This window comes from Pseudoalteromonas agarivorans (assembly GCF_024518735.1).
GTDB classification, from domain to species: domain Bacteria; phylum Pseudomonadota; class Gammaproteobacteria; order Enterobacterales; family Alteromonadaceae; genus Pseudoalteromonas; species Pseudoalteromonas atlantica.
This window is the reverse complement of record NZ_JANIGJ010000005.1, coordinates 49,948-69,032: the sequence shown is the minus strand read 5'-3', so window position 1 is coordinate 69,032 and position 19,085 is coordinate 49,948. Positions and strand designations below refer to the sequence as shown.

Sequence of the window (19,085 nt, the reverse complement as noted above, 5' to 3'; positions counted from 1 at the left end):
AAAGCGGCTTAACGTTTACTACGTTAAGCCGCTTTTTTAATAGACTTTTAAACCTAATTAACCTAATAACTAACTAAAATCGACCACCACTTCATAGCGCCCTGGCATGTCGTTTACATCGTAAACCCAGCCGTGGCGTTTTATTATTTTTTCGCTTAATTGCAGGCCTAGTCCGTACCCTATGCTGGCGTGTTTTGCTGAAGGCTCGCTCGCTTTAGGGGCATCGTCCTGCTTACTACAATTAACAATAGTGACTTTACTGCCTTGCTGCGTAATGTGTACTTGGCCAAATTGGGTATGTTGGTAGGCATTACGAATTAAATTAGTCAGTACAATGTGGCACGCAGTAGCATCGGTGGTAATAACGCTCTCTTGCTGGGTGTTTAAAACCACCTCAACGTGCTTAGCATTAAGCAGGTAATTAAGCTCGTTACTCAGGGTCGTTATTTTATCACTAAGGTTTAGCGGTTCTGGACTACTTTGCTGATCTTCGTTGCGGCTTAGCCATAATAACGTATCGGTTAAATCACTCATGGTTAAACCGGCACGCTCTATACGCTCAAGTGTAAGCTGTTGTTTATCACTTAGCGGGGCTTTTTCGCTCAGCCGATTGAGTAACTCAACGTTACTGCGAATAACCGAAATTGGCGTACGCAGCTCGTGGCTGGCATAGCTTAAAAAGCGCTGCTCGCGCTCTACGCTTTCATTTGCCGAAAGCAAGCTGCTGCGTATTAATGTGGCTAAAGTGTTTAGTTCGTTATATGTAAAATCGGGCGGTGTTTGCTGCAGATTAGTTTGGTTTAACGATTTAGCCCAACCCCTTAACGACTCCACTGGCTTGGCTATTTTTTTCATTACCATAAACAAAAAAAACGCAAATAACACAATGGCAGCAATGCCTGTAATGGCAATCCAAAGCATGCGTTGTTCGGGCTCTATATTAGCGAGCAATTGGGGTTTGTCTTTTTCGAGCATAATGCGCGATATATAACGCGGCTCGCCTTCGGGGCTTGGATAATACACCACAAAAAATAAATTTTGCGGCATAGAAAACATCGATGGCCTGTCTTTTGTTTTATGTAAAAACCCCACCTCTGTTGGTTTTTTAAAACGCTGCTGAATTGACGCAGGCATGTCTTCCCAGCGGCTTGCTATATTAAAGCCCACCAGCTCTTTTGTTTCCCCTGGCTTTACTTCTGTGGTTTGCGAAAGCTTTAACATCACCCCGTTTAAGCCTTTATCTAGCCCATCAATAAAGTAATTTACACTTAAAAACGAAAAGCCAATGGCCATAGCAGAGCTAAGCACCACCATACTGGCAAAAAAGTAGAGCCTTAAACTAGGCCTTATTTTCATTGTGGTTGCCCTTCATTTGCTGTTATTGCAAAGCCCACACTAGGAATGGTTTCAAGTGTAACTTGGTGTGTGGTTGCTTCTAATTGCTTACGCAAATGATGCACATGCACTTTTAAACTGTTGCTGTCGGGCTGCTCTTCGCCCCATATAGCTTGCATAATGCTACTGCGCGTAACAGGCTGCGGCGCATGGCGTACTAAGGTTTCTAGCAATTTAAATGCAATGGGCGATAACTTTAATGTTTGCCCCTCTACATCGGCACTGCGCTTTGCTAAATCTAAATTTAAATTAGCTAAGGTGAGGCGTTTGGCCTCACCACTTTTGCGCTTTGCCAGCACTTGTACCCGCGCTACTAGCTCTTTCATGGCAAAGGGTTTTACTAAATAGTCGTCGCTACCGGCGGCAAAGCCCTCAAGTTTATTATCGAGGCTATCGCGTGCGGTCAACATTAATACCGGAATATCTTTACCTTGTTCACGCAATGTTTTGCACATTGTTAAGCCGTCCATTTTGGGCATATTGACATCTAAAATAATCATTTGATAATCATTAATTTGCAGTAAATTTAAGCCCAAAACGCCGTTGCTTGCATGGTCACACTCAATGTCTTCTATATCGAGGTAATCAACAATTGTTGTTGCCAGGTCTATGTCGTCTTCCACCAGTAGTACGTTTATCATTAAGAGGTAGCTCCTTGGGTGCGTTTACCACTTAAAAAGTCTAACACATTGGCAAGTAAGCGCTTAATGTCTATTTGAATCATTAATAATGCCGGAATAAGGATTAATGTAATCACCGTGGCAAACAAAATACCATAACCAAGTGATGCCGCAGCAGGGATTAAAAACTGTGCCTGCATTGAGGTTTCGCTTAATAACGGCACTAAGCCCGCATAGGTGGTAATTGAGGTAAGCATTACCGCGCGTAGGCGGCTTGTACACGACTCTACAATGGCATCGTGCGTGCTCATGCCTTCATCTTTTACCAGCTCGTTAAAGCGCGATACCAATAATAGGCTGTCGTTTACAACGACCCCACTGAGCGCCAAAATACCATTTAAAGAAAGTATGCTGATGGTTAAGTCGTTCCACCAATGGCCTAAAATAGCCCCCACAATACCAAAGGGAATCGCCACCATAATCAACATAGGTTGAATGTACGATTTAAGCGGAATCGCCAGCAATACGTAAATAACTAATAACGCGGCTATAAACATAGTGGCCATTGAGCCTGTTGTTTCGTCTTGCTCTTCGGCTTCTCCGGCAAAATGAATACTTAAGTTAGGAAATTGCGCGTTAAGCTCAGGTACTAAATCGCGGCTTAAGTTAGCAACTAATTCGTTAGATGCCACAATGTTTTTATCTACTTGAGCGCTTAAGTAAATTGCACGTAGGCCGTCAATGCGGGTTATTTCATCTTGCTGATATTCGCTACTTATATTGGCTACGTTAACCAAAGGTACTACGGTGCCATCGGGTAACCTAATACGCGATTGCATTATATCGGCTGGTGTTTTACGGGCGTTTTCTGGGTAACGCACACGTACTTTTACTTCGTCTTTATCGCGCTGGTAACGCTGTACAATTGCTCCACCAAAAGCTTGTAAAACCTGCTCTGATAGGCTCGCCGTATCCATACCTAAAGCGCGCCCTTGTGCATTTAAGGTAAATTTAAGCTGTGGCTGACCTGGGTTTAAATTATCGTCTATGCCATTAACACCAGCGGTATTTTGTAAGCGCTCTTTAAACAGTGCACCAGCGGCCATTACGGTTTCGTCATCCCAGGCTTTTAGCTCCACTTTAAAGTTATCGACCATTTTACGTGTAGCCAATACTTGTAGCTTTTTGCTGCCCTCTGGCATACCGGCAAGGCGCTGCCATTCTTGTGCAAATTCGCTTGCAGTAAAGTCGCCCTCGTTTAATAGCTCAACACTTACCGTACCGCTAGTATCGCTACTGCTCACTAATTGTAAGCTCGTTATTTCGCTCTCTTGCGAGTCAAACTTATCCATTAAATTTTGCTGGGCTTGTAGTGCACTTTGCTCAAGCGCTAACAAGTTTTTATTAGTTTGCCCATACGCTGCATCGTTTTGCATAACAAGCTCAGCGGTTACGGTGTCGCCGGCAATACTTGGGAAAAAACCTACTTTTACTGCGCCGGTCATAGGCATACCAACAACCAGAATAAAAAAGGCCACAAATGCAGCAACAATGGCGTACCTAAAGCGTAACGAGTATTCAATAACGCGGCGGTACACTTTATCGCTAAACCAAGTTAGGCCGCTGTCGGCGCCATGCTGCACCTTTGACCACAAGCCACTAAGACCCGACTTTAACTGACGTTTAGTGCTTACGTGGGCTAAATGCGACGGTAAAATAAGTTTTGATTCAACAACCGAAAGCAGTAAACAAATCGTCACTACGGTCGCAAACTGTGAGTAAATTTTACCTAAGTTGCCAGATACATTCGAAAGCGCAACAAACGCAGCTACCGTGGTTAATACGCCAAATATGGTAGGTACAGCCACCTTCATGGTGCCTAAAATCGTGTTATTAAGGGTGTCGCCGTGTTTTTTGCGAGTGGTGTAAATACTCTCCCCTACAACCACGGCATCGTCGACCACGATCCCCAGTGCCATAATAAAACCAAAGGTGGTCATTTCATTTATGGTCAGCGCAGTGTAGCTGTCGGTCATAAAGTACAGTGTGCCAAAAAAAACAAATGGCAAGCCACCTGCAACCCATAGTGCAACGCGTACATTTAAAAATATCGCTAAAATAACAAACACCATAATAATACCGGTTACGGCATTTTTAGTAAGCAACGATAGGCGCTCGGTGATCATAGTGCTTTTGTCGTGCCAGCTTTCAAGCTCTACATTTTGCGGTAATAAGCCGCGCTCGTGCCATGTATCAATTACGCTTTGTGCTTGCTCAACTATGGTGGTTATATCGCTATTTTCATCCATTAAAATTTCAATGCCTACGGCATTTTGTTGGTTATAACGACTTAGTGAGTTGGTATCTTCTGCGAATGTGTCGGTAACGGTTGCTACATCACCCAATTTAATTTGTGTGCCTGATTGCGTTGTAAGTAACACAATATTGGCAAAGTCGCGCTGCCAATAAGCTTGGTCTGCCGCTTTTAGGCGCATAATTTTATTGCTATCGCGCAAACTAGTAGAAAGCGGGCTCGATGATTCGTTGTTAATCACCTCACTTACATCACTAATAGTTAAGCCGTAGGCTTGTAGTTTGCCTTCGTCGGTTTCTACCGACATCATAGGGTCAAGCACGCCCGATTGCTCTACATCGCTAATGCCTGATTTAGCTAATAAATCGGCTTTTAGTTTTTCACCTAGGTTTTGCAACGTATGGCGGTCGGCATCACCAAACAATTGTAAGGTTAATGCGTGATCTTGCCTGCGCGCTTTGTCGATCACCGGCTCTTCGGCATCTGCCGGAAAGTTATTTATGGCATCAACTTGGTTTTTAACATCGGTGAGTAGCTCATCAAGCGAGTAATCGGTTTTTTTCTCAATGCTTACATGGCTGCCGCTGGCATCAGATGTAGAGGTAATGCGCTTAATACCCGGTACGGTTTCAAGGGCTTCTTCTACTTTTAGGGCGATGCCTTCTTCTGCTTGTAAGGCATCGCCACTGTCGTAAACCACCGATACCGAAATAGTATCTGGCTCAAGGCTTGGAAACGCCTCTTTACGCAAAGTAGAAAGCGACATTATACCCATTACGATTACGCTAATGAGTAATAAATTGGCGGCCACTGAGTTGTTAGCAAACCAGCTAATAATGCCGTGCAAAGGGTTAGTATTATTAGGTAATTGCGGTGCTTGATGCGGGCTCATTATGGCATCTCCTCAACAATTGGGTTTACTAACATATCGTTTAAGTAGCTTACGAGTGGGCGAGCCACCACACGTAAATTAGTGTGTCCTTCAATTGGAGAGATATAAACGTAATCACCGCGCTCAAATAGTTTTTGCGCTTGAATGCTCATTAGCGTGTTTTGCTCGTTTACGTACCAAATTAAGCCTTCTTGCGATACTGCTGAGGCGGGTAATTTAATTACGTTGTTAAGCGCTTTGCCGGCAATTTGTACCGCTAAAAATGTACCTGGTAGCAATGGTGTTGCTTGCTCAAAAGGTTTGTCTAGCGCAACCACTACACTGCGCTGGCGAGAGCTATCGTCAAGATGCTGCTCAAAACGAGCAATGTAACCTTGCCACTGATTCTGTGTTGTTACATCACTTAAAATAACCTCGCCCGACTTATCGCTTGCCAGGTTTTGCCATTGGCTTAATGAAAGCGGTACGCTAATTTCTACTTTGTCGGTGCTGTTTAATGTAGCCAGTGTATCGCCGATGCTTACGTAAGTGCCTAAATCTACATCGCGCGATAAAATAACAGCATCAAACGGCGCACTTATATGGGTGTTTTTTTCATCACGCTGCGCAGTTTGGAGTGCGTATTGGGCGTTATCGGCCGTTGCTTGGGCGGCTTCTAGCTGTAGCGTTCTAAATACTAAAGGCGAGCTTGGTGCTTGTGTTACACCCGAGCGCTGCCATTCACGCTTTGCTTGGTTTCCTAAGTCTTGCTCTTCTTGTAGGGCAAGTTTGGCATCTGCCAATGTGGCTTTAGCGCTCGCGACTGCTTGTAAGTATTCGGTGTTATCTATTTGTGCAAGCACTTGGCCTTTTTTAACTACATTACCGGTAGCAAATTGCTCGCTCATATTGGTTATTTCGCCCTTAACTTGTGCTTTTAAGCTAAGTGCCCAGTGCGCTTTAGCCTCACCGTGGCCACTAACATAGGCTTGATACGTACTTGGCACAGCGTTAATAACCGATACATTGGGTGCCACAGATTTAGCCGGCTCAGGCTTTGGGCCATTTGCTTGCTGCGCCATTTTTTGGCCGTTATATGAAATAGCAAGCCCTATACAAACAATGGCAACAAGAGTTACAACAACAGGTACTGGCGAAATTTTCATGACGATACTCCAAGGCCCAAGGCAAGGCCTAAATCTATACGGTTAGTTAAAAGGGTGTAATTTATTTGGCTAAGCTGAGCTTGTAGGTCGTACACCTGCTGCTGCACAGTGAGTAGGTCTAAAATATCAACCAAACCTTGCTGGTATTTGCTTTGGTAGTTGCTATAACTGCGCTTAGCACTGGCAAGTGCTTTACTAATTTGTAGCTGCTGCTGTGTTAATGATTGCTCTTGACCTAGTGCGTTTTCTACTTCGTTTACGGCGCTAAGTAGCGTGTCTTGGTATTCCCAAAACGCCTGTTCGGCATTTAATTTTGCAATATCAACTTGTGCACGAAGTGCCCCGCCTTGAAACAATGGCGCACTTAAACTGCCTAATAAGTTCCAAACTGGGCTGGTTAATAATGCTTGGCTGGGTGTAGCTGCTAAATCGCTAAGCGATGCCGAAAGCGTAATGCTTGGCAGTAAATCTTTGTAAGCTACATCCACTAAATAACGTTTAGATTGAATATTGTAATAGGCACTTTGTAAATCGGGGCGACGCGCTAAATCTTGCTCTGGTAGCGCGCTTAGCGGCTCAATAACCTCAGGTAAAACAGAAGTAGTAGGTAAGTTTTCAAGTTTATCAACGCCCACTAATAATACTAAAGCACGTTTAGCTTGCGCTATTTGTTCTTGATAATCGGCAATAGTGGCTCGGGTAGAGGCGGTATTTGTACGCGCGGTATCAAGGGCTTCTAAATCACCTAAGCCGTATTGGTAACGCTCAACAATGCTTTGCTCGTTATTTTCTAAAACCGTTAAGCGCTGCTGCTCTATGTTAAGTAAATCTTGCTGCAAAATAATGTTTAAATACGTGCGCATCACGCTGGCTACTAAGGTGTCTTTAGCGCCTTGGTAAGTGGCCTGATTACTAGCTATGGTCATGTCTTGCGCGGCTACGTTATCAGCAATTTTTTGCCATACGTCGGCCTCCCAGCTAACCCCTAGTGATGAGCTGTACTGTGTACCAGTTGTTTCATTGCGCTGAGCGTCAAAATCGGCATCTACACTAAACCACTGGCTTGCTGCGGTAACATCGCGCTGTGCATAAGCAAGTTTTAGCGCCACATGCACTTGGTTAAATGAAGGGTTATTTGCAACGGCTTGGTTAATAAGCGAATCAAGCCCCGCTATATTCACTAAATCAGTGATATAACTTACCTCGGTTGCATCATCTTGTGTGTATTGCCAATTTGCATGCTGCTTTAGCGATTGCTCGGTGCTATTACCTGTATAGCTTGGCTGGCTACTACACGCAGCAAGCGTGCAGCTAAGTGCAAGCAATAAAACCGTTGAGCGCTTTTTAAAATAAACCATTTAACTGTGCCTAATTTACATCATTACACACAGTGTATTAGGGCAAGGGTTAAGGATGGGTTAAAAGGGGTTAACTTACTTTAGACAAATTAGTATTTGCCTCGTTTAGCCAAATTACGTAGCCTTTGGCAAAAATACTCACTTAAAACTCATATGCATAAATTAATTTTTACCCTTTTTTTAATACTCCCCATGTTATTGCAGGCTCAAGTAACCTTAAGTGATAAAACCATTATATACAGTGGCCAAATCAACAAACAAAATAACAATACGGCAGCTGAGCTTTTAAAAACTACCCCTACAATTAATACATTTACGATTACCAGCGGCGGCGGAAACATAGATTTAGGGATGGACTTAGCCGAATTAATTTTGGCGCATAAGCTAACGGTAAACATAAAGCAGTTTTGCTTTTCGTCGTGTGCTAATTATGTGTTGCTTGCTGGGCACCCTACTACAATTGAGCCCAATACGATTATTGGCTGGCATGGGGGTGCAGCCTCAGCTAAGTGGTTAGATAGTGATATTGATGCCATGGTAAAGCATTTAAAAGAGCCACAAAAAAGCCAAAAGTGGCAGACATTACGCGCCCATTACGATGAGGTAATTGCTAAAGCGAGCTTGCGCGAAAAAGCCTTTTACACAAAGCTAAATGTAAATCACGACCTACTCACAGTAGGGCTAAAACCCAGTTTACGCAGTGCCGCCATAAAGCAACGTGCGCGTGGCTGGACGTACTCACCTAAGGTGCTTAACTATTTTGGAATTAGCAATATTAGCTATAATAATTGGCAACCTCGTTCAGTTAAAAATTTTCCGCTGCTTATTATTAGCGACTTAAACTAATAACCATACCCCCACTTTACTAATCTCATTTTTACTCACAATAAAGCCCTGTTAATAGCAGGGTTTTGTGTTTTAGCTGCCTTATAAGTACTTTGTGGATACTCACTATTAATATGACAAATACTTTACACGCTTTAAAATCTAATTGATATGCGTTATCATTCGCAACATCATTAACTTTTAATATTAACAATAATGAACAAGCTAATTAAATTTACCCCAATATTATGCGCGCTTGCGTTGGCAGGTTGTGGCGGTGGCTCGGGTAATACTGCTCCACAGTTTTCTCAACCTAATTTAAGTTTTACTGTAAACGAAGACACCACTTTTTCAGGCCAAGTAACAGCCACCGACGACGAGGCCTTAAGCTATACGCTTGCTAATGCACCAAGCAATGGCATCATAGCAGTTGAAGCAAACGGTGAATTTACCTACACACCATTTAGTAATTATTTTGGAGAAGACACAGCAACCATTAGCGCAAGCGATGGCAGCTTAACGGCAAATGTAGTGATACGTTTTAGCGTAGAAAATGTTAATGATGCCCCGCAGCTACTAACTACTAATGTATTTGTTACCTCTTCAACCACCACTCAAGGGGTTATTACTACACAAGACTTAGATGGCGACACCGTAACTATTAGCTTAATAACACCACCAAGTAATGGCGTAATGAGCATAAATAGCACCACGGGTGAATTTACCTATGAGGCTCAATCTCTAAGCAGTATTGATGAGCAATTTGAAATTAGCTACACAGATGGCCTAATTAGCGAGCCGTTAACTGCAATTATTTCACTAAGCCCGTCTTATGTAACTAACGAAGATAAACTTAATTATTATTACAGTTCTAGTCTGTCGCACTTAAAACAAGCCGACGAGTTAAGCGCAAATATTGCCGATGAACTTTCTCGATATGAGGTATACGCAACCCAAGCTGCGGCCTATGCACGTGCAGGATTTTTAGATACTGCTAACGACTATTTAGCGCTTATAAACGAGCAAACAGCGCGTTCTTCAGCACTAAAAGATGTGGCACAAGCACTAGACGAAATAGGCCAAACAGAACAAGCAAACGATTACCGTGACCAAGCGGTGGCGGCCTACAACCAATACTTAGCTGATAAAGGCTTTGATAACATTGCCTCATCAGACGCATCAGCGCTTTATTCTTTAGTAAAAAGCTATTTAGCTGCTGATCAAGTTTCGCAAGCAAGTAATTTGTTAAATACAATTTCATTATACGCAGAGCAAGTACGCGAAGACGAATACACCTCAAGCTATGGCTACTTTTTAAATGGCGTACGCTTATCAATAGATGACGCCCTACAAAGCTATGCGCAAAGCCTAGATGAAAGCGATTTAACGCAAGCCAAATTGCTTGCTAATAACTACGCGCAACTTGCAGTAAAAACAGGTTACAGGCTAGTACGTAGCGGCGAATACGAAGGCCAACCATACGAGCAATACAAAACGCTACATGGTGCATGGGCTGCGCAATACCTTTATAGATCTGGTGAATTTGAAGCGGCAAAAGACTATACCAACCAAGTACTTGCCATGTATGGTTCAACGGGTTTTGATAGTAACTACGCTTACTCTGCATCGCCTTATAGCGCCGCTACTTTAGATAACTACACTTACCCTATTCAATTTTTAGCAGGCTTAATTGAAGGCCTTTACCAAAGCGACGAAAACCCAGCAATAACGCTATCAGACAGCGAAACCGATATAAACAACGCGCAAGAGCAAGTGTATGGTTTTAATATAGCTAATCGCCTGCTTAGTGGTGAAGATATAACGAGTGCTGCAGCTCAAGCTCGCAGCTTTTTTACTGAAAATGGTGATTACAACGAATTTTTTAGAGCGCTAACATCGCTTGATAACGTCCCTGGCACAGGCCTAATTTTAAGTGAAGCTGGCAGAAACGACCTAGCACAGCAAGTATTTACCTATGCTGGCGACTTTATAGCCTCGGATGACTACATAAGCAAAGAATCATCAACCACGCTTTTAACCGGTTCCAAGGGCTGTAAATTGTTAGTTGATTTAACTGCGCAAGTCGGTGGTGATACAGTAAATGCCGCTAATAAGTGCTTAACCATGCTTAATACGCTCAATGCAGGCGATATACGTACGCTAAGTAATACCTCATCAATTACAGCTCATAATCAAGTAATAGTATCGCTTATTAAAGGCGGCTTATCGGAGCAAGTAGCTGGTGTACACAATCAACTACTTAGCTACATTGCCCTAGATGAAGATACCGAAGACAGGTTTGAAGCCCGCTTAGAAACCTTAGGTTACTTAGTTAATGCAAACCAAACATCACTGGCAAGTACCACTTTAAATGATGCTATTACTGAAATAACCCCTGAGCTAAATGCATTAACAAGCGAGCAGCTAGAAACTATTTTAGCCGCTGTTAAAGCCGAAGTAATTGGCTTAGAAGAAGCTCAAACAGGTGAATTTGAACGTTATTCTATGCTTTCAAGTATGGGCACTAACGCGGCGAATATTAGCGATTTTTCAGCAAACTATAGCAATGCAAAAACACAAGCTAGCACGCTTTTAAATACGCTTGAGCCTCTTATTTTAAACTTTGCCGATACAATTATTGCCGACAACATGGAAGATTTAGTAAACAGTTTTACGCTAATTAACGATACCACTAAAGCACAAAGCTTAATAAATAATGGCGTTAATGGCGAAGCCGATCAGCTTGAGCTTTACATAGGCATGACCAATTTAGTCGCCTCTCGTGATGACTTTAAAGGCATAGCTATTGCCAGCGTAGATACTGACCACGACGGCTTACCTAACTTCTTTTTACCTAACACCAGCGATGAAGATATAGCCTTAGCTGGATTAATTGCCGACCAAGACGCCGATAACGATGGCGTAATTGATAGCGAAGACACTACCCCACTAGGTATTTAACTAAGAGCCGTAATAAATGCAGACACCGACTACCCTCGCGTGTCTGCTTTTGCTTTCTCAGGGTGTATACGCCGCAGAGCAGCAACAGCAGACCGAACCAAAAACACAGCCATGTAACGGCCTTAAAAATGAGCAAAAAGAGCGTTGTGAAGCACTTGAGCACATTGAAGTAAAAGGCCAGTACATAGGCATAGAAGTACCCGAAGTTATTGGGCGTTCTTACTTAAATCGTGACTTTATAAATGCCACACCTAAAGGCAACGGCGATATAAACGAGCTTATTGCATTGCTCCCTGGTGTACAGCTAAGCAACGAGGCTTACTCTATTGGTAGTTTGGCAGAAATCAGCGCACCAGAAATATCAATCTCAGGCGCGCAGCCATGGCAAACTGGCTTTTCATTAGATGGACTAAACTACAATAACCGCATAGATCCAGGTAGCAGTAGCCGCTTAAGCTCTTCATCAAACGATGTATCGGGCGGCGTGCAAAGCATGAATGTAAACTCCGATGTAGTTGAATCAATCACAGTGTACGACCATAACATTCCGGCTGAGTTTGGTGGCTTTTCGGGTGGCATTGTTGATAGTAAAACCAAAAGCGTATTTACCAATGACAGTTTTAGCTTTGGTGTGCGGGGTAATCAAAGTAGCTGGGGGAGTTATCACTTTATAGAAGCCGATCAAGACAGCTCTCAGCAAAATGTTGATCAAAGCACACTTGAAACGCCCAAGTATGAAAAAATCAGCTATAACCTGCGTGCTAATAAACAAATTAATAAGCGCCATGGCGTAATGATGAGTGTTAGTTACTTAACCAGCGACATCAGCGATTTGTCGTTAGGGGAAGTCAAAACGCAAAGCCGTAAAAACATAAATGCCATTGTTAAATATGGTTATCGCAATGGCTGGGTAGACGCATTAGATTTAACCCTAATGTATTCACCTTACGAAGTAGATGACTTTATAACCGACGCCAAAGACAGCGACTTCCATTTAGAAGGCGGCGCTGTAGGCGCGGTCGCATCACTTACCCAGCACTTTGATTTTGCAACCTGGCGCAGCAACCTTAATTTTAGTATGAGTGATAGCAGCCGAGAAGGCCCTGCGCACTTTTATAACTGGCTGCAAGCTAAAGGCAAAGATTGGGGACAATATGCCGACCAAGGCGATGCGCAAACGCGCTACTCTCGCCAAGGAGGCTATGGCGCTTTAGATAACACCCAATACACCACCAGCTGGAAAAACACGCTAAATTTCAATTCATTTGAATTAGCAGGTACTGAGCATAATATTAAGGCCGGTATAGAGCTTATTCGCCAAGAAGTAGAGCGCGAACGCATACAAAATAGCTACAGCTACGACTCCCCTATTATATGGTCTAGCGCTAGTACACCACTTAATTGCAGTGGTTACACACTTGACTGCCAAGCGCTTGAAACCACTATATCTATTGACGAACTTGCAGCGCAGCTAGGGGGCGAAATTGATTTTAACAACCAAGATCACATAACAGCGTACAGCAACAATGTAACAGCCACCGCGCAGTATTTTAATGGCCGCTTAGTAACCCCAGCAGAGTATATAAATGTAGCGTTAAATCGCGCCTCGTTTTATGCAACAGATAGCATCACCTTAGGGCAATTAAGCTTAAATTTAGGTATGCGCTACGAATACGATGACTTTTTAGCTAATCACAATATTGCGCCACGTCTATCCCTTGGTTACGATGTATTTAACAACAACCGCACTATTATTAGCGCAGGGGTTAACCGCTATTACGACTCAGCCATTATTGGTTATAAAGTAAAAGAGCAGCAGCGTTTTTCATACCGAGAGTACCGCCCAATTGAAAACGGCTACCTTCAAGGGTGGCTACCGTCTAACTACACCGGCGCGTTTAAATACCGCTTTGATGATGTAAATACCCCCTACGATGACGAACTCGCATTAGGCATTGCGCATTCATTTGAAAAAGCAGGCAATATATCGCTCAAATATGTAAAACGTAAAAAGCATCAGCAATTTTCTCAGGTTACCGATGAAGAAGCAGCTAGTGATGGCTATAAATACATTTATATGACTAACGAGGGTGATGGCAGCTCAGAGCGCTACTCTATCTCGTGGAGTGCACAGTTTGGTAAACACTCTTTATGGGCCAATGCCTCCTACGCTGAAAACAAAGTTTCAAACGACGAATACAGCGCTAGCGCAGAAAATACCCCCCTTGATGAACTCGTTTATTATCTCAATGCACAAGGCGAAGGCGAGCTTGTAACGCTTGGGCAGCTAGAGCAAATACGTACCAACTTTGGCACCCCAGTGTCAGGTGCGCTTGGCTGGAATGTTGATTGGAACAGCTCATTTAGTACAGGCTTAAATGTTACCTACAGTGACAGCTACACCAGCGCGGTAAGTACCGGGGCTAGCGAAAGTATTGGGCTTGAGCAAAGCTGTACAAGTTGCCCTGTAGAATCAAGCTTAGTTGATGTATACGAAGAGCAAGAAATACGCGCCAGAACCATGCTAGGGCTAAGTTTACGCTATAGCCATAACCTCACAAAAACCCAATCTATTGACATAAGAGCGGATATTTCTAATTTATTAAATGCCCGCACTTACACAGTAAACGAAGGAGCATCAGGTATTGAGCCCGGGCGTATGTTTTGGGTAGGAGTTAGCTATAACTATGATTAGGTTATTAAGCATTTTTTTACTGTGCTCATTTAGCTTAAACGCCAAATCAACAAGTAGTAACGATTTACGCTCACTTTATAGCAAAGGCCAAGCTCATTGGCCTGCTATTCAAACCAGTGACGGAAGAAGCGTTGAACCCATGTCGCTTTTGCCTGTAGCATCGCCTAAACCTGAGCACGTGGCACTAGGCGATAAGCTTTTTCATGATGTGCAGCTTTCACGTAATAATACCGTTAGCTGCGCTACCTGCCATGAACGCGATAAAGGCTTTCATGATGGCCGTACAACTGCCATAGGCATTGACGAGCAAGTAGGCACACGTAACACCCCCGCTATTTTTGGTATTGATCAATGGCAACATTTTTTTTGGGATGGACGCGCAAGCACCGCTGAGCAGCAAGCACTTATGCCAATAGAAAACCCGATTGAAATGGACTTAGATCCAAAAATAGCCTTAGCCCGAGTAAATAAAGATAAGAGTTACCGTGCATTTAATAAAAGCGCTTTTAATAGCAGCACGTTAACCACCGATCAAATGGCAAAAGCCTTAGTTGCGTTTGAGCGCACATTAGCAGCGCCAAATAGCCGCTATAAAACTTTTTTAACACAGCTTAATAAAAATCCACAACAAGCAGTTAGTAGTCTAAGTGATAGTGAGTTAAATGGCCTGCACCTATTTAGAACTAAAGCTAAATGCATGACTTGCCATAACGGCGCACTACTCAGCGACAACCAATTCCATGGCACAGGGCTGCATTATTACGGCCGCCGTTTTGAAGATAAAGGCCGCTACGATGCCACCCATAACCCTGAGCATATTGGCCAATTTAGAACCCCATCGCTATTAGGGTTAATGCAAACATTTCCGTGGATGCATAACGGCTTATTTGACGATTTAGCCGGCATTGTCGCCTTATATAACCATGGAGGAGTAAGGCCCAGACCACGAAAAAACCAACTAAACGAACCACACTTCCCTAAAACCACCGACCTGCTTATAAAGCTTAATTTAACCAAGCAAGAACAAGCAGACCTAGTGGCATTTTTACGCATATTATAACAAGCACTGCTGAGTAAATTTATTCAGTAGTGCCATTGCACCAATATATTTCAATGCACTTAAATATCGCACCAAATTAAAACATTCCACATCGATTTTATAATTTTAAAAAACACAAAAATAAATTTAGCACTTTAATTTCATTGACTTATACTAACATTTAAATATTGGCTAGCTTCATGCTTATTAAAAAGTGTAGGGGTTCAAGGATTTTTGAACCAGCACAATTTAATGCTAAACAGGCGACTAGGGTTCCGGTTCATGTGTACTTAACGAAGTAAAATGAACGACTGGTCCGAGAGTTGCCAACCTAGCTATATAACAAGTAATCACCAAAGGTGTTTAGTTTTTATATTTGCGTATGCAAGGGTTACACGGCGGGAAAAAAGCCCGGGAGGTTCAATTAGCTTGGAACTCCTGCGCCCAAAAACCGTGTAAAACTTGGAGAATACGAAATGAAAACGATAAAAACACTTACGTTAGTCCTCGCTTTAATCTGCAGTTCAAATGCGCTCGCTAAAGATAAATTTTCTGTTTGTTGGTCAATCTATGTAGGCTGGATGCCATGGGAGTATGGCGACAGCTCAGGCATAGTAAAAAAATGGGCCGATAAATACGATATTGAAATTGATGTAGTACAAATTAACGATTACATCGAATCGATTAACCAATATACCTCAGGCCAGTTTGATGCATGCACCATGACCAACATGGATGCGTTAACAATTCCGGCAGCTAGCTTTGTAGATAGTACCGCGCTTATTGTTGGCGACTTTTCAAATGGTAACGACGGTATCGTTTTGAAAGATAAAACCGATTTAAAACAAATTAAAGGCCAAACAATTAACCTCGTTGAGCTAAGCGTATCTCATTATTTGTTAGCACGCGGTTTAGACTCGATTGGTTTAACAGAGCGTGACGTAAATGTAGTTAATACCTCAGATGCCGACTTAGTCGCCGCTTATACAACTGAAGATGTAACTTCTGTTGTTACATGGAACCCACTACTTTCTGAAATAGAAAAACAACCTAGTGCTAGCAAAGTATTCGACTCATCAAACATCCCTGGCGAAATCATCGACCTTTTAGTAGTAAACACTCAAACCTTAAAAGAAAACCCAAAACTAGGTAAAGCCTTAGTAGGCGCATGGTACGAGATCATGGAAAAAATGAGTGCTGATCAAAATGCGCTTTCACACATGGCCGAAGCATCAGGTACTGATTTAGCGGGCTATCAAGCTCAACTTGCCAGCACCAAAATGTTTTATAAAGCCAAAGAAGCGGTGGAATTTACGCAAAGCCCTCACCTTGGCAAAACCATGAAATACGTTGCTGAGTTTTCATTTAAGCATGGCCTATTAGGAGATGGCGCACCTGACGCTGGCTTTATAGGCATTGAAACTCCAAGCGGCGTAGTAGGTAACCCGCAAAATATAAAGCTGCGTTTTGACCCTAGCTTTATGGAAATGGCCGTTAACAACAGCTTATAAAGCGAACCCACTATGAAAAAATTAATGAACTTAGCACCCTCGCGGTCACTGAAAGGATTTTTGGCTTTTTTGCCGTTTGTAATTTTGTTGCTACTTTACTTTAGCGCTTCTAACGAACGTCTTGAGGCTAACCCTTACGATAAACTGCTGCCAAGCTTTACGCAAATTGCCGATGCCGTCGAGCGCTTTGCATTTACCCCTGATAAACGCAGTGGCGACTACCTGTTTTGGAAAGACACCGCTGCGAGTGTGTATCGTATTTGTTTAGGTATCACAATTAGCGCGGGGCTAGGTTTATTAATAGGCATGTTATCGGGCCTGCTGCCGCTGTTTAGAGCCGGTTTTTCGCCGCTCATTACTATTGTCTCGCTTATACCGCCAATGGCCATTTTACCCATTTTATTTATTAGTTTTGGCCTAGGAGAGCTTGCAAAAGTAATGCTCATAATTATTGGCACTGCCCCTGTCATTATTCGCGATATTCAGGGCCATGTTCGCCAATTACCCAGCGAAATTTTAATAAAAGCCCAAACCTTGGGCGCCTCCACATGGCTGGTTGCTATACGTGTTGTTTTACCACAAATAATGCCGCGCTTAATTGCTGCTGTGCGTTTATCGCTTGGCACCGCATGGCTATTTTTAATTGCCGCTGAAGCCATCGCCGCGCAAGAAGGCCTGGGCTATCGCATCTTTTTAGTAAGGCGCTATATGTCGATGGATGTCATTTTACCTTATGTAATTTGGATCACTACGCTTGCCTTTTTGATGGACTTTAGCTTACGTAAATTATCATCACTTTGCTTCCCTTGGTATCACCATCAGGAGGCTGGAAAATGAGCCTATTACAAATAAACAAAGTGTGGAAATCGTTTGCTGATGTACAAATATTAGAGCGTTTACAGCTTAACGTAGAGCAAGGTGAATTTGTTTCTATGGTGGGCGCTTCTGGGTGCGGTAAAACCACCCTGCTTAAAATGATATTGGGCAGTGAGCAAGCAACACGAGGCGAAATACTTTTAGACGGCAAACCTATTTCTAGCGAGCCAAGTGAAGAGCGCGGCATTGTATTTCAAAAGTACTCTGTATTCTCGCATTTAACTGCTTTGCAAAACGTAATGATTGCCGATGAGTTTTCTGCCAGTCGTTTTTTAGGACGCTGCTTTGGCAAACAAAAACGCGAGATAAAACAAAAAGCGCTTAAATTTATGGAAGCAGTAGGTTTATCTCATGCTATTAATAAATACCCACACGAATTATCGGGCGGCATGCAGCAGCGCTTGGCTATTGCCCAAGCATTAATGAAATCCCCAAAAATACTCTTGCTCGATGAGCCCTTTGGTGCACTAGACCCCGGTATTCGAAAAGACATGCACCAGCTTATTCGTAAAGTATGGAAAGAAAACAACCTCACCATATTTATGGTTACTCATGACATTCAAGAAGGCTTTGAGCTGGGTTCTCGTTTATGGGTATTTGACAAAGTACGCCATGACCCACAAGCACCTAACGCGTATGGAGCACAAATTACTTACGATTTACCGCTTAATAGCGAAACCAAAGCTCAAAACCACTCACTTGCTCAGCAATTTACAAAAAAGGAAGTCACTGCATGATTTTGTATCAAGATACTTTAACCTCAGGTAAACACTGGTCTATGCGTATGCGTCGCGGTACTAGCTTACGGTTAATTGATAAAACTGGTGGCGCAAATGTAGGGATGTTGTTTTACAACCCCGAAAATTTACTCGAGCGCTACAACGCTCCCGACACTCTAAAGTGCCAACACACCTTTAAATTAACCCAAGGCCATTGTTTATATTCAGATATGGCACGTGTTTTTTGCGCGATTACCGACGACACGCTCGGTTGGCACGATACCTTAAGCGGCAACAGTAACGCTCAATCAGTTGAAAAAAAATGGGGCAAGCGCGACTACCAAAACGAACGTAATAACTTCAAGCAAAATGGCTTAGATGCATTTTTAGTTGAAGCGGCTAAATACGGACTAACTAAACAAGACCTAGCCGCTAACCTGAATCTATTTAGCAAAGTAATTGCCAGTGATAGCGGCGACTTAAACTATCAAAGTGGGCATTCAAAAGCCGGCGATTATATAGAACTACGCTTTGAAATGGACACGTTAGTGCTGTTTCACACCTGCCCTCATCCGCTTGATAGCGCCAGCGAATATCCGCAATTTGAAATTGAGTATCAAATACTGCCATCAGAACCTGTAAGCGATGACGATGAATGTAAAAACAGCTGTAGCGAAAACCAGCGCGGCTACGAAAACAACCGAATTTATCACTTAGGGTTAGAAGGAGTTTAAT

Annotated in this window: 13 protein-coding genes and 1 riboswitch; of the genes, 8 read left to right on the top strand and 5 right to left on the bottom strand. The window is 42.9% G+C overall.

Annotation, left to right across the window (positions count from 1 at the left end; translation table 11 throughout):
* Nucleotides 1–69: 69 nt before the first annotated feature.
* The 5 genes from NQT65_RS10465 to NQT65_RS10445 are packed head-to-tail and all read right to left on the bottom strand — an operon-like array spanning nucleotide 70 to nucleotide 7,724.
* Complete coding sequence (locus NQT65_RS10465) at nucleotides 70–1,356, bottom strand: sensor histidine kinase (RefSeq protein WP_256851147.1); 1,287 nt, start codon at nucleotides 1,354–1,356, stop codon at nucleotides 70–72.
* Entirely contained in the window at nucleotides 1,353–2,036 is a 684-nt protein-coding gene (locus tag NQT65_RS10460) for a response regulator transcription factor (RefSeq protein WP_029772931.1), read from the bottom strand. Before NQT65_RS10460 ends, NQT65_RS10465 begins: the two co-directional genes overlap by 4 nt.
* On the bottom strand, nucleotides 2,036–5,221 hold the full coding sequence (locus NQT65_RS10455; protein ID WP_256851146.1) for an efflux RND transporter permease subunit: 3,186 nt from the start codon (nucleotides 5,219–5,221) through the stop codon (nucleotides 2,036–2,038). The genes NQT65_RS10460 and NQT65_RS10455 overlap by 1 nt, the downstream gene beginning before the upstream one ends.
* A complete protein-coding gene (locus NQT65_RS10450) occupies nucleotides 5,221–6,366 on the bottom strand; it encodes an efflux RND transporter periplasmic adaptor subunit (RefSeq protein ID WP_004588879.1) in 1,146 nt (381 codons plus the stop codon). The genes NQT65_RS10455 and NQT65_RS10450 overlap by 1 nt, the downstream gene beginning before the upstream one ends.
* Nucleotides 6,363–7,724 carry a TolC family protein gene (locus NQT65_RS10445; RefSeq protein WP_256851145.1) on the bottom strand — a complete coding sequence of 454 codons (1,362 nt, stop codon included), beginning with the start codon at nucleotides 7,722–7,724 and terminating at the stop codon, nucleotides 6,363–6,365. The genes NQT65_RS10450 and NQT65_RS10445 overlap by 4 nt, the downstream gene beginning before the upstream one ends.
* Before the next feature lie 192 nt (nucleotides 7,725–7,916).
* Here NQT65_RS10445 and NQT65_RS10440 point away from each other — a divergent pair, with 192 nt between their 5' ends.
* From NQT65_RS10440 to NQT65_RS10405, 8 genes are all read left to right on the top strand, one after another.
* The gene (locus NQT65_RS10440) at nucleotides 7,917–8,570 is read left to right on the top strand and encodes a hypothetical protein (RefSeq protein ID WP_256851144.1); all 654 of its coding nucleotides are present in this window, start codon (nucleotides 7,917–7,919) and stop codon (nucleotides 8,568–8,570) included.
* Between the two features lie 195 nt (nucleotides 8,571–8,765).
* On the top strand, nucleotides 8,766–11,510 hold the full coding sequence (locus NQT65_RS10435) for an Ig-like domain-containing protein (RefSeq protein WP_256851143.1): 2,745 nt from the start codon (nucleotides 8,766–8,768) through the stop codon (nucleotides 11,508–11,510).
* 16 nt (nucleotides 11,511–11,526) lie between these two features.
* Nucleotides 11,527–14,205, top strand: coding sequence for a TonB-dependent receptor (locus NQT65_RS10430; protein WP_256851142.1), 2,679 nt, complete (start codon nucleotides 11,527–11,529; stop codon nucleotides 14,203–14,205).
* Nucleotides 14,198–15,265 carry a cytochrome-c peroxidase gene (locus NQT65_RS10425; RefSeq protein WP_256851141.1) on the top strand — a complete coding sequence of 356 codons (1,068 nt, stop codon included), beginning with the start codon at nucleotides 14,198–14,200 and terminating at the stop codon, nucleotides 15,263–15,265. Before NQT65_RS10430 ends, NQT65_RS10425 begins: the two co-directional genes overlap by 8 nt.
* 235 nt (nucleotides 15,266–15,500) lie before the next feature.
* Nucleotides 15,501–15,664: riboswitch (guanidine-I (ykkC/yxkD leader) on the top strand.
* Between the two features lie 56 nt (nucleotides 15,665–15,720).
* A complete protein-coding gene (locus tag NQT65_RS10420) occupies nucleotides 15,721–16,755 on the top strand; it encodes a putative urea ABC transporter substrate-binding protein (RefSeq protein WP_024033239.1) in 1,035 nt (344 codons plus the stop codon).
* Nucleotides 16,756–16,824: 69 nt separating this feature from the next.
* Nucleotides 16,825–17,592, top strand: coding sequence for an ABC transporter permease (locus NQT65_RS10415; RefSeq protein WP_256845456.1), 768 nt, complete (start codon nucleotides 16,825–16,827; stop codon nucleotides 17,590–17,592).
* A complete protein-coding gene (locus NQT65_RS10410; RefSeq protein WP_024033241.1) occupies nucleotides 17,589–18,368 on the top strand; it encodes an ABC transporter ATP-binding protein in 780 nt (259 codons plus the stop codon). The genes NQT65_RS10415 and NQT65_RS10410 overlap by 4 nt, the downstream gene beginning before the upstream one ends.
* Nucleotides 18,365–19,084, top strand: a complete 720-nt coding sequence (locus tag NQT65_RS10405) for an urea amidolyase associated protein UAAP1 (RefSeq protein WP_031289807.1) — start codon at nucleotides 18,365–18,367, stop codon at nucleotides 19,082–19,084. The genes NQT65_RS10410 and NQT65_RS10405 overlap by 4 nt, the downstream gene beginning before the upstream one ends.
* The last annotated feature ends 1 nt before the right edge of the window (nucleotide 19,085 follow it).

Bases quoted from the DNA above. Each gene is read 5' to 3' on its own strand.
- NQT65_RS10435 (WP_256851143.1), top strand. From the start codon at position 8,766: ATGAACAAGCTAATTAAATTTACCCCAATATTATGCGCGCTTGCGTTG.
- NQT65_RS10430 (WP_256851142.1), top strand. From the start codon at position 11,527: ATGCAGACACCGACTACCCTCGCGTGTCTGCTTTTGCTTTCTCAGGGT.
- NQT65_RS10420 (WP_024033239.1), top strand. From the start codon at position 15,721: ATGAAAACGATAAAAACACTTACGTTAGTCCTCGCTTTAATCTGCAGT.
- NQT65_RS10465 (WP_256851147.1), bottom strand. From the start codon at position 1,356: ATGAAAATAAGGCCTAGTTTAAGGCTCTACTTTTTTGCCAGTATGGTG.
- NQT65_RS10440 (WP_256851144.1), top strand. From the start codon at position 7,917: ATGTTATTGCAGGCTCAAGTAACCTTAAGTGATAAAACCATTATATAC.
- NQT65_RS10405 (WP_031289807.1), top strand. From the start codon at position 18,365: ATGATTTTGTATCAAGATACTTTAACCTCAGGTAAACACTGGTCTATG.
- NQT65_RS10410 (WP_024033241.1), top strand. From the start codon at position 17,589: ATGAGCCTATTACAAATAAACAAAGTGTGGAAATCGTTTGCTGATGTA.
- NQT65_RS10450 (WP_004588879.1), bottom strand. From the start codon at position 6,366: ATGAAAATTTCGCCAGTACCTGTTGTTGTAACTCTTGTTGCCATTGTT.
- NQT65_RS10445 (WP_256851145.1), bottom strand. From the start codon at position 7,724: ATGGTTTATTTTAAAAAGCGCTCAACGGTTTTATTGCTTGCACTTAGC.
- NQT65_RS10460 (WP_029772931.1), bottom strand. From the start codon at position 2,036: ATGATAAACGTACTACTGGTGGAAGACGACATAGACCTGGCAACAACA.
- NQT65_RS10455 (WP_256851146.1), bottom strand. From the start codon at position 5,221: ATGAGCCCGCATCAAGCACCGCAATTACCTAATAATACTAACCCTTTG.
- NQT65_RS10425 (WP_256851141.1), top strand. From the start codon at position 14,198: ATGATTAGGTTATTAAGCATTTTTTTACTGTGCTCATTTAGCTTAAAC.